The organism is Clostridium sp. CCUG 7971 (assembly GCF_017590215.1).
GTDB lineage: Bacteria > Bacillota > Clostridia > Peptostreptococcales > Peptostreptococcaceae > Faecalimicrobium.
This window is the reverse complement of the sequence record NZ_JAFFPK010000159.1, coordinates 1-12,314: the sequence shown is the minus strand read 5'-3', so window position 1 is coordinate 12,314 and position 12,314 is coordinate 1. Positions and strand designations below refer to the sequence as shown.

General features: G+C 29.0%; 7 protein-coding genes. All 7 read left to right on the top strand.

The window, feature by feature from the left end:
* The first annotated feature begins 184 nt into the window (after positions 1–184).
* The 7 genes from recD2 (at position 185) to JWF52_RS17205 (ending at position 11,790) form a co-directional block, all read left to right on the top strand.
* Positions 185–2,407, top strand: a complete 2,223-nt coding sequence (recD2, locus tag JWF52_RS17235) for an SF1B family DNA helicase RecD2 (RefSeq protein WP_208334726.1) — start codon at positions 185–187, stop codon at positions 2,405–2,407.
* A 2-nt stretch (positions 2,408–2,409) separates the two neighbouring features.
* Positions 2,410–3,192, top strand: a complete 783-nt coding sequence (locus tag JWF52_RS17230) for a ComF family protein (RefSeq protein ID WP_208334725.1) — start codon at positions 2,410–2,412, stop codon at positions 3,190–3,192.
* A 648-nt stretch (positions 3,193–3,840) separates the two neighbouring features.
* Positions 3,841–4,398 carry a ribosome hibernation-promoting factor, HPF/YfiA family gene (gene hpf / locus JWF52_RS17225; RefSeq protein WP_208334724.1) on the top strand — a complete coding sequence of 186 codons (558 nt, stop codon included), beginning with the start codon at positions 3,841–3,843 and terminating at the stop codon, positions 4,396–4,398.
* A gap of 135 nt (positions 4,399–4,533) precedes the next feature.
* Positions 4,534–7,209, top strand: a complete 2,676-nt coding sequence (secA, locus tag JWF52_RS17220) for a preprotein translocase subunit SecA (RefSeq protein WP_208334723.1) — start codon at positions 4,534–4,536, stop codon at positions 7,207–7,209.
* A 15-nt stretch (positions 7,210–7,224) separates the two neighbouring features.
* Positions 7,225–8,338 (top strand): peptide chain release factor 2 gene (gene prfB / locus JWF52_RS17215; RefSeq protein WP_208334722.1). Its coding sequence is split into 2 segments (ribosomal slippage): positions 7,225–7,287 and positions 7,289–8,338, totalling 1,113 coding nucleotides; the frame shifts between segments, so codons are not numbered across the junction.
* Between the two features lie 130 nt (positions 8,339–8,468).
* Positions 8,469–10,610 carry a Tex family protein gene (locus JWF52_RS17210; protein ID WP_208334721.1) on the top strand — a complete coding sequence of 714 codons (2,142 nt, stop codon included), beginning with the start codon at positions 8,469–8,471 and terminating at the stop codon, positions 10,608–10,610.
* Between the two features lie 22 nt (positions 10,611–10,632).
* Positions 10,633–11,790 carry an amidohydrolase gene (locus tag JWF52_RS17205; protein WP_208334720.1) on the top strand — a complete coding sequence of 386 codons (1,158 nt, stop codon included), beginning with the start codon at positions 10,633–10,635 and terminating at the stop codon, positions 11,788–11,790.
* Positions 11,791–12,314 lie beyond the last annotated feature (524 nt).

Sequence of the window (12,314 nt, the reverse complement as noted above, 5' to 3'; positions counted from 1 at the left end):
GGGAAAGAACAGATAAAGCTCAAATTTTAAGAAAAGAAGCTCTAGCACAATAATATAAATTAGATTTATAAATAAAGCCCCTTAAAGTAATGTTACTTTAAGGGGTGATTTTATTTTATATAAAAGGTATAATAATTACAACTTAAGTACAGTATAGAAATATTATTTGTTGTAGGAGAAAAGTATGGAAAGATTAGAAGGAATGATAAGTGATATAGTATTCAAAAATGATGATAATGGATACACCATAGCCCATTTAGCTAACTCTAATAGTGAAGTTGTTATAGTTGGATGTATGCCAACTTTATCAGTTGGAGAAAGCATAGAAGTAGAGGGGAAATGGATAAATCACAAAACTTATGGAACTCAGTTTGAGGTAAATAAATTTATGCCAGTAACGCCATCATCACTCGAAGGAATTTATGTATATCTAGCATCGGGTATGATACATGGAATAGGTGAAAAAATGGCGAAAAGGATTATAGATAAATTTGGAGTTAATACTTTAGATATAATACAAAATAGTCCGGAAAGATTACAAGAAGTAGAAGGTATAGGAAGTAAGAAGATAAATCAAATAGTCAAAAGTTATGAAGAAAATAGAGAACTTAGAAATATAATTATTGAATTATCACCTTATGGAATTACTCCTAATTACTGTATGAAAATATATAAAAAATACAAAAACAAGGCTATTGAAGTTATAAATAGAAATCCGTATAAGTTAGCGGAAGATATAAGAGGTATCGGGTTTAAAATAGCTGATGATATAGCGAATAAAATAGGAATAGAAAAGAATTCTAAAGATAGAATTTGCCAAGGAATTTTATATTCTCTAAATCAATCTTTAGGAAGTGGACATACTTATCTACCAGAAAATATTTTAATACAAGATGCTAAAAAACTATTACAAGTAAGTACTGATCTTATAGAAGAGTGTATAATGGATTTAGCTTATGACCAAAAGGTGCATATAGAAAAAATGAGCGGACAAAACTTAATATATTTAATACCATACTATTTATCTGAAAACGGGGTTTGTAAGCAAATAATAAAATTATCTCAATGTGAATTTAAAGATTTAAATATAGATATAGAAGAAGAAATTAGACTTGTTGAAAATGAAGAAGGTATAAAGTTAGCTACTAACCAAGCTAAGGCTGTTAAAGAATCAATAGAAAGTGGAGTAGTAATAGTTACTGGAGGTCCTGGAACAGGAAAAACTACAACTATAAACACAATAATAAAAATATTTGAAAATAACAACCAAGAAGTTGTTTTAGCAGCACCAACAGGAAGAGCTGCTAAAAGAATGAGCGAAACTTCTAATAAAGAAGCAAAAACTATACATAGATTACTTGAAATGGGATTTGCTACAGACAGTGACCAATTAGAATTTATGAAAAATGAAGAGGAACCTATAAAAGCAGATGTGATAATAGTAGATGAAGTTTCTATGGTTGACATTTTATTAATGTATTCATTACTAAGAGCTATAAAAGAAGGAACTAGAGTTATACTAGTTGGAGATAGTGACCAGTTACCATCTGTTGGAGCAGGTAATGTACTTAAAGATATGATAGATTCTGGGGTTATAAATGTAGTTGAATTAAATGAAATATTTAGACAAGCAAGAGAAAGTATGATAGTAGTAAATGCTCATAAAATAAATAATGGACAACCTCTTCACTTAAATTCAAAAGGTAAAGACTTCTTCTTTATAAGAAAATCTACAAATGAAGAAATTTTACAAGAAATAGTTGGCTTAGTTAATGAAAGACTACCTAAATTTTATAATGTAGATAAATTAAAAGATATACAAATACTAGCATCTATGAGAAAAGGTGACTTAGGGGTGACCAATCTAAATGTAGAATTACAAAAATACCTTAACCAACCTGAAAAATTTAAAGTAGAAGAGAGTTTCCAAAAAAGACTTTTTAGAGTCGGTGATAAAGTTATGCAAATAAAAAATAACTATACTAAAAAATGGGAAAGCGAAGATTCAAAAGACAGTGGAGAAGGTATATATAATGGAGATATAGGTTATGTATATCATATAGACAAAGATAAGAGAACTGTATACGTATTATTTGATAATATTAAAATAGTGTCTTATAAGTATGATGAATTAGATGAACTAGATCATAGTTTCTGTACAACTATACATAAAAGCCAGGGAAGTGAATTTCCAGTTGTAGTTATACCTATAACATGGGCTCCACCGATGCTACTTAGCCGTAACTTATTATATACAGCTGTAACGAGAGCTAAAAAACTAGTTGTATTAGTTGGAGATGTAAAGTACTTAGAATATATGATAAAAAATAATAGAACTAATGAGAGATACTCTAATTTAGCATATAAGTTAAATAAATTTAAAGTAGAAGGGTTGTTAGTTAAATAAATATGAAGAATAAAGAGATTATTTTCTCTAAAGTATTTAAAGACATAATTAATTTAATTTTAGATTTTATATATCCAGAAAATATAACATGTATAATATGCGATAAACCCATAAGTAAAACTAATACTTATTCAACTTGTAAAAATTGTTTTGAAGAACTACATTTTATACTAGATGGATGTAAAAAATGTGGAAAACCAATAATTAATCATTCTCTAGAAAAACAAGATATAAGCGGATGTAGCAGTTGTTTTAACAAAACCTTCTATTTTGATAAAGCTATATCTTGTATAGAATATAATGATTTGAGTAAAAAGCTTGTTTTAGATTTTAAATATAAAAATAAAACATATATGAGTAAGTATATAGCGCAAATAATGAAAGAAAAACTAGAAATAGAAGATATAAAATTTGATTATATTATGTATGTACCATTACATAAAAACCGTTTAAAGAAAAGAGGATTTAATCAAGCTCAAAAGATAGGTATAAAATTAAGTAAATTAATTAATATACCAGATGTAGACATTATATATAGAAAATATGATACTATACAACTATATAAGTTAAGAAAAAGTGAGCGAAAAAAAGAATTAAGAAATGCATTTATTATAAATGATAAAAATAATTTATTAAAAAATAAAAACATACTTTTAGTAGATGATATATTTACAACAGGATCTACTGTAAATGAGATATCAAAAGTCTTAAAACTAAATGGTGTTAACAAGGTATTTGTTATGACTTTGCTTACTAGAGCTTCGGATGCTTATGCTATGGAATAAATTCCTATTGACATATGCTTATTAACGTATTAAAATAAATGAGTAATATTTAGGTCTGTGGTTGAAAGTCCAAGCCAGTTGCAGGCAAAGGGATCCACGTAAGTCAACACTAAAAATTGGGTTGATGATCATGGTGCAGCTTAGAAGTAAGACCTACCGATATCAAATCGAGAGAGCTAGTAGTGCGGCGAACCCAAGCGAACCCTCCAGTAGGCGAGTGTGGGGTCAAAAACCAGGTCAGCTAAATATTCAAAGTACCTTATAGGTACTTTTTTTTATAAAAAATGGTATTCCATAAAAGAGTAAAATATATTAAAAATGGATATTTAGTATAATTTTACGACATAAATTCACAAATTAATAACAACTACTGTTGATATTTGTGGATATATAAAAATAAAAGAATAGCTTAAAATACACAAAACTAGAGTTATTAACAATTCTATCCACATTATCCACAAGTGATATGAATATTAGTAATCCACATATTAATAATAAGTATTATAAATTATTAAAAATTAATATATTTTTGGTTGTATATATTAATTTATAAAAGCTAACAATAAAAATAAAGGATTAGCTAAATTAGCGTAGAATACTATATCAAGGTATAAAATTTATACTGCATAACTGAAGGGAGATGTTCTTATGAATATAATAATATCTGGTAAGCAAATGGAACTAACAGAAGGTATAAAGAGTACTATTCAAGAAAAACTAGGTAGATTAAATTTTTATATACATCCAGAAACAAGGGTAAATGTTACTGTTAGTGCTTCAAAGTCAAGACAAACAATAGAGGTAACAATAATTCCTATAAATGGACCGATAATTAGAGCAGAAGATTCAGAAGAAAATTTATATGCAGCTATTGATGTTGTATATGATAAATTAAATATGCAATTAAGAAAACTTAAAAATAGATTATTAGATAGACACCAAGATGTTGAAAGTATTAGATTTAATGGTGTTGAAAAAGGTACTACAATTGATTATGAAAAAGACGATGAAGATGATGATTTTGATCAAATAGAAATAAAAAGACATAAAAAATTTGATATAAAGCCAATGAATCCAGAAGAAGCTGTATTACAAATGAATCTTTTACAACATGATTTCTATATGTTTAGAAATATAGAAACTGATGAAATGTCTTTAGTTTATAAGCGTAAAAATGGTGGATATGGAATGATAGAACACGAATAACATAATTAAAGTAATTAAAAAGCTATCGATAAATTTAATTATCGATAGCTTTTTAATTATAAAGAATATTACATATAGTGTTTTTATGGTAAAATGTATAATAGTATAAAAAATGAGCGAGGAGAGATACTGAACATGGGTTTTTTAGATAATTTATTTAACATGGCAGATAAAAAAGAACTAAAAAAGTTTAATAAGATAGTAGATGAAATAGATTCATTAGAGCCTAAGTTTGAATCTATGTCTGATAAAGAACTTAAGAATATGACAAACATATTCAAAGAAAGATTAAACAACGGTGAGACAATAGATGACATCTTAGCAGAAGCTTTTGCGGTAATGAGAGAAGCTTCTAAAAGAGTATTAGGTATGAGACACTATAGAGTACAGCTTATAGGTGGAATTGTGCTTCATCAAGGAAGAATAGCGGAAATGAAAACTGGGGAAGGTAAAACACTAGTTGCTACCGCGCCAGTTTACTTAAATGCTCTTACAGGAAAGGGAGTTCATGTAGTTACAGTAAATGACTACCTAGCAAAACGTGATAAAGAGCAAATGGGTAAAGTATATGAATTCTTAGGGCTTACAGTAGGGGTTATAGTTCATGGACAAAACCCTCAAGAAAGAAGAGCTCAATATCAATGTGATATAACTTATGGAACAAACAATGAATATGGATTTGACTACCTAAAAGACAATATGGTAATACACAAAGAGCAAATGGTTCAAAGAGAACTAAATTATGCAATAGTTGATGAGGTTGACTCTATACTTGTAGATGAGGCTAGAACACCTCTTATAATATCAGGACCTGGAGATAAATCTACACATTTATATTCAGATGCTAATACTTTTGTATTAACATTAAAACCTGAAAATTATGAAATCGATGAAAAGCAAAAATCAGTATCTTTAACTGATTCAGGAATACAAAAGGCAGAAGTTTATTTTAACGTTGATAACTTAACAGATATAGCTCATACAGAATTATATCACCATATAAATCAAGCATTAAAAGCTCATACAATAATGAAGCGTGATGTAGACTATGTTTCTAAAGATGGAGAAATAGTAATAGTTGATGAATTTACAGGGAGACTTATGTTTGGTAGAAGATATTCAGAAGGATTACACCAAGCAATAGAAGCTAAAGAAGGATTAAGGATACAAAGAGAATCTAAAACATTAGCAACTGTAACATTCCAAAATTACTTTAGAATGTATAATAAAATCGCTGGTATGACTGGTACTGCTAAAACTGAGGAAGAAGAATTTAAAGCAATATACAAAATGGATGTTGTTCAAATACCAACAAACAGACCAATACAAAGAGATGACTTATCGGATGCTGTTTATAAAAATGTAAGAGGTAAATTTAATGCAGTAGTTGAAGATATAATAGAAAGAAGTAAATTAAAACAACCAATACTTGTTGGTACTGTTTCAATAGAAAACTCTGAATTAATATCTCAACTTTTAAAAAGAAGGGGAGTTAAGCATGAAGTATTAAATGCTAAGCACCATGATAAAGAAGCAGAGATAATAGCACAAGCTGGTAGATTAGGAGCAGTAACAATAGCTACTAACATGGCAGGTCGTGGTACAGATATAGTTCTTGGAGGAAATCCTACATTCTTAACTAAAAAAGAAATGAAAAAAATAGGATATGCTGAATCTATAATAAATAGAGTAGACGCATCATTAGAAGGTATAGAAAAAGAAGGTAATGAAGAATTATTTGTAGCTAGAGAAAAATATGAAAAGCTATATAAAGACTTCAAGAAAAAATGTGAAGAAGAACAAGCTCAAGTTATAGAAGCTGGTGGTTTAGCTATAATAGGTACAGAAAGACATGAATCTAGAAGAATAGATAACCAGTTAAGAGGACGTGCTGGTCGTCAAGGAGATAAAGGTAGTTCAAGATTCTATATATCATTAGAAGATGATCTTATGAGATTATTTGGTAGTGAGAGAATATCTGCGATGGTAGAAAAAATAGGTCTTGAGGAAGATATGCCTATAGAGCATAAGATGTTAACTAAATCTATAGAAGGTGCACAAAAGAAAGTTGAAGGTAGAAACTTCGGAATAAGAAAGCACGTACTTCAATATGATGATGTTATGAATAAGCAAAGAGAGACAATATATGCAGAAAGAAGACGTGTATTAGAGGGTGAAAATCTTCAAGAACAAATTCAAAGCATGATTCATTCTTTAATAGAAGATGCAGCAAATGCTTATTCTGAAGAAAAAGGAATAAATATAGATGGATTTAAAGATTATATGTACCATCAATTTATGCCAAAGGGAAGTATAGAAATACCAGATATAGAAAAGCTTAATACAGCTGAATTAGTAGAAGCTGTATATGAAATAGCTATGAAAATGTACAATGGGAAAGAAGAAAGAATAGGCTTTGATAGAATGAGAGAAGTAGAAAGAGTAATACTTCTTCAATCAGTTGATAGCCATTGGATAGATCATATAGATGCTATGGATCAATTACGTCAAGGTATAGGACTTCGTGCAATAGGTCAGCAAGATCCAGTTATAGCATATACAAATGAAGGATTTGAAATGTTTAACGAAATGAATATGCATATAAAAGAAGATACTATAAAATATTTATTTAATATAACTGTAGAGGAACAACCTGTAGAAAGAAAACAAATTATAGATGTTGATCACCTGTCTTCTAATATAACAGATGGAGAAGAAAGCAAGACTGTTAAAAAAGATGAGGATATTGGAAGAAATGAAGATTGTCCATGTGGAAGTGGAAAGAAATATAAAAAGTGCTGTGGAAGATAATTTTGGAGGATCCAAATGTTAAATATACAAGAATATAGACACAACTTAGAGCTTATGGCTTCAAATATAGAAGAAATGAGGGACTCTCTTTGACATTGCTTCACTATTAATTAAAATAGAAGAAAATGAAGCTAAAATGAATGAGCAAGATTTTTGGAATGACAATGAGATGGCTCAAAAAGTTCTTCAAGAAAATAAGATTTTAAAAGAAATAGTAGATGAATATAATAAACTAAAGGAAGCTTTAGAGGATATAGAAGTTTTAATAGAAATTGGATTAGAGGAGAAAGATCCATCTATTGAAAAGGAAATAGAAAGCTCTATAATTACATTACAAAAAGAGATAGATATTGTAAGAATAAAAACTCTTTTAAGTGGAGAGTATGATAAAAATAATGCAATATTATCTATAAATGCAGGAACAGGTGGATTAGATGCTCAAGACTGGGCGCAAATGTTACTTAGAATGTATATAAGATGGGGCGAATCTAAAAACTATAAAGTTAAACTTTTAGATATATTATCAGATCCAGCTGCTGGAATAAAAAGTGCTACGTTGCTTATAGAAGGTTTAAATGCTTATGGTTACTTAAGAAGTGAAAAAGGAGTGCATAGAATTGTAAGAATATCTCCTTTTGATCCATCAGGTAAAAGACATACTTCATTTGCATCAATAGACATTACTCCGGAACTTGATGATAGTATAGATGTTGAGATAAATCCAGTTGATTTAAAAGTGGATACTTATAGAGCATCTGGAGCTGGAGGTCAGCACGTAAATACTACTGATTCAGCAGTAAGAATAACGCACATTCCTACAGGAGTAGTAGTTCAGTGCCAAAATGAAAGATCTCAGCATAAAAATAAAGATAGAGCGATGAAAATGCTTATGGCAAAACTTATAGAGCTCAAAGAACTTGAGAATAAAGAAAGAATTGAAGATATTCAAGGAAAATACTCTCAAATAACTTGGGGAAGCCAGATAAGGTCATATGTGTTTCAACCATATAAATTAGTAAAAGACCATAGAACTAATGCAGAAATGGGAAATGTAGATAGTGTTATGGATGGAAATATAGATTTATTTATAAATGAGTACTTAAAAATGAATAAGTCAAAAAATAATTAAAATAAGGGCTTGAGAATTTAATTCTTGAGCCTTTATTTGAGCAACGGACAAAGTCGTTGGCGAAATGAGCATAGCGAATTTTTGATCAACTAACTTAAAATAAACTACATACGAAAGAGAAGTGATTCTTATGAATATAAATGAAATATTAAAAAAAGAATTTAATCTTAGAGATGAGCAAATAAATAATACAATAAAACTTATAGATGAGGGAAATACAATACCATTTATAGCTAGATATAGAAAAGAAATGACTGGTGAAATGAGTGACGTTACATTAAGAGAATTTCACGATAAATTAGTATACTTAAGAAATTTACAAAGTAGAAAAGAAGATGTACTAAGAATTATAGAAGAACAAGGAAAACTTACAGAAGAAATAAAAATAAATGTTAATAAGGCAAATACACTACAAGAAGTAGAAGATATATATACTCCATTTAAGCAAAAGAAAAGAACTAGAGCGACAATTGCAAAGGAAAAAGGATTAGAAAATTTAGCATTAGATATATTAAATAAAAATATAAATAATCTAGAAGAAGAAGTAAAAAAATATATAAATGAAGAAAAAGAAGTGAATTCTTCTGATGATGCTATAAAAGGTGCTAAAGATATAATAGCTGAAATAATATCTGATGACGCTAAAATAAGAAAATATATAAGAGATTTATCATTAAGAGAAGGGGTATTAGTAACAAAGAATACTAAAGAAGAAAAATCAGTTTATGATATGTATTATGATTATAGTGAATCTGTAAGAACTATTGCACCTCATAGAGTTTTAGCCATAAATAGAGGAGAAAAAGAAGACTTCCTAAAAGTAAAATTAGAAATTAATAATGAAAAAGTTATAAATCATATAATAAATGAATATGTAAAAAATGATAACTTTAAAAATAAAGAAATAATAGTATCATCTATTGAAGATGCATACAAAAGATTAATATTCCCTTCAATAGAAAGAGAAGTTAGAAACCATTTAACTGAAATAGCTCAAGAAAGAGCTATAAATGTATTTGGACAAAATATAAAAGGCTTGCTATTACAAGCTCCTGTAAAAGATAAAGTGGTTATGGGGTTTGATCCAGCTTTTAGAACGGGATGTAAAATAGCTATAGTTGATAAAAATGGTAAGTTATTAGATACAACAACAGTATATCCAACAGAGCCTCAAAATAATGTAGAAGGCGCAAAAAAGACTTTAAAAGAATTAATATCAAAATACAATATAGATATAATTGCAATAGGAAATGGAACTGCGTCAAGAGAATCTGAAAAGTTTGTTTCAGACATGATAAAAGAAATAGAAAAAGAAGTTCAATATGTAATAGTTAGTGAAGCTGGAGCATCAGTTTACTCAGCATCAGAGCTTGCAAGTGAAGAACATCCAGATATAAACGTATCTTTAAGAGGTGCGATATCAATAGGTAGAAGGCTACAAGACCCACTTGCTGAACTTGTTAAAATAGACCCTAAAAGTATTGGTGTAGGTCAATATCAGCACGACTTAAATCAAAAAAGACTTGAAGGAGTATTAGGTGGAGTAGTAGAAGACTCTGTAAATAGTGTGGGTGTAGACTTAAATACAGCATCATACTCTTTATTAGAGCATATTGCAGGTATAAGTAAATCAATAGCTAAAAACATAATTGTATATAGAGAAGAAAATGGAGATTTCTCATCAAGAGCACAACTAAAGAAAGTTAAAAGATTAGGACCTCAAGCATTTACTCAATGTGCAGGATTTATGAGAATACTAGATGCCAAAAATCCATTAGATAATACTGGAGTTCATCCAGAAAGCTATGATATATGTAAAAAGATGTTAGATACTTTAGGATATTCTCTTAGAGATATAGAGAATAAAAACATAAAAGATATAGATTCAAAAGTTAATGAAATAGGATTAAAAGAATTAAGCGAAAGATTAGAAGTAGGGCAAGTAACTTTAAAAGATATAATTTCTGAAATTAAAAAACCAGGAAGAGACCCTAGAGAAGAAGGTATAAAGCCTATACTTAGAACTGATGTATTAAAAATAGAAGATATCAAAGAAGGTATGGTGTTAAAAGGAACTGTAAGAAATGTAGTAGACTTTGGAGCATTCGTAGATATTGGAATAAAAAATGATGGATTAGTTCATAAGTCTCAAATGAGTAAATCATTTGTAAAAGACCCTATGACAGTAGTTACAGTAGGAGATATTGTAGATGTTGTTGTTATAGGTGTTGATATGAACAAGCAAAGAGTGGCTTTATCAATGAAGATATAAGCTATATCAGGAGGAGATAATAATGATATTTATAAAAAATGGAACTATAAATACAGTAACAAACGGAATAATGCAAGGTGATATTCTTATAGAAGATGGAAAAATAAAAGCAATAGGAGAAAATTTAGAAATACCGTCGGGTGCAGAAACTATAGATGCTAATGAGAGGCAAGTATTTCCTGGATTTATAGATGCTCATACTCATTTAGGATTATGGGAAGATGGTATGGGGTTTGAAGGTGCTGATGGCAATGAAGAAACTGATCCCATAACTCCACAATTAAATCCTATAGATGGAATTAATCCAATGGATAAGAACTTTACAGAGGCTTTACAAGGTGGTATAACAGCGGTATGTACTACACCAGGAAGTGCAAATGTAATGGGAGGTCAATGTATAGCCATAAAGACTTTTGGTAGAAGAATTGATAATATGGTTATAAAAAATCCTGTTGCTTCAAAAATTGCATTTGGAGAAAATCCAAAATCTTGTTATGGTAGAGATGAAAAAATGCCTCAAACAAGAATGGCAATAGCATCTCTTTTAAGAGAAAATCTAAAAAAAGCAGAAGAATACTTAGATGAAATAGAGTTATACATGGAACATGAAGACCATGATAAGCCAGAATATGATATAAGGATGGAAAGCTTAATTCCAGTACTTAAGAAAGAGATACCTTTTAAAGTTCATGCCCATAGAGCCGATGATATATTTACAGCAATAAGAATAGCTAAAGAATTTGATGTTAATATTACATTGGACCATTGTACAGAGGGACATCTTATAGCAGAAGATTTGTTAGAAGAAGGATACCCAACAATAGTAGGGCCATCATTATCTGAAAGATCTAAAATAGAATTAAGAAACTTAACATTTGAAACTGCAGGAATCCTTTCAAACACTGGAGTTAATGTTTCATTAACAACAGATCATCCAGTAATACCAGTACAATACCTTCCAATATGTGCAGGTATAGCTGTAAAGCATGGTATGAAAAAGAATGAAGCTATAAAGTCTATGACTATAAATCCAGCTAAAACTTTAGGTATAGATGATAAAGTAGGTTCTATAGAAGTTGGGAAAGATGCAGATATAGTTATATGGGATGGATCTCCTCTTGAAATTCAAAGTAATGTATTGTTCACGATAATAAATGGAAAAATAGTTTATAAAAAATAAACTATCATAATTTCTACACAATTTAATTGTACTATATCAGTATATAAAATATTGATATAGGGGTGATTTAATATGAATAATATAACAACTTTCATAATTGCAGGTGGAATTTTGATATCTATGCTATGTTTAGTATTATATTCTGATTCTAAATGTATCCATGATAAAATACATAAAAAATAAAAAATATCCCCACTTTAATTTAAAGTGGGATAATTTTTATTTTTTATTGTATTTTATCATGGATACATTTAGAATCAGAATATAATACTAAACATAGCATAGATATCAAAATTCCACCTGCAATTATGAAAGTTGTTATAATTATTCATTATTAAATCACCCTATATCAATATTTTATATACTGATATAGTACAATTAAATTGTGTAGAAATTATAGATGAGTTTATTTTTTATAAACTATTTTTCCATTTTATTTATCGTGAACAATACATTACTTTGAATTTCAAGAGGAGATCCATCCCATATAACTATATCTGCATCTTTCCCAACTTCTATAGAAC

Bases quoted from the DNA above. Each gene is read 5' to 3' on its own strand.
- recD2 (WP_208334726.1), top strand. From the start codon at position 185: ATGGAAAGATTAGAAGGAATGATAAGTGATATAGTATTCAAAAATGAT.
- JWF52_RS17230 (WP_208334725.1), top strand. From the start codon at position 2,410: ATGAAGAATAAAGAGATTATTTTCTCTAAAGTATTTAAAGACATAATT.
- hpf (WP_208334724.1), top strand. From the start codon at position 3,841: ATGAATATAATAATATCTGGTAAGCAAATGGAACTAACAGAAGGTATA.
- secA (WP_208334723.1), top strand. From the start codon at position 4,534: ATGGGTTTTTTAGATAATTTATTTAACATGGCAGATAAAAAAGAACTA.
- JWF52_RS17210 (WP_208334721.1), top strand. From the start codon at position 8,469: ATGAATATAAATGAAATATTAAAAAAAGAATTTAATCTTAGAGATGAG.
- JWF52_RS17205 (WP_208334720.1), top strand. From the start codon at position 10,633: ATGATATTTATAAAAAATGGAACTATAAATACAGTAACAAACGGAATA.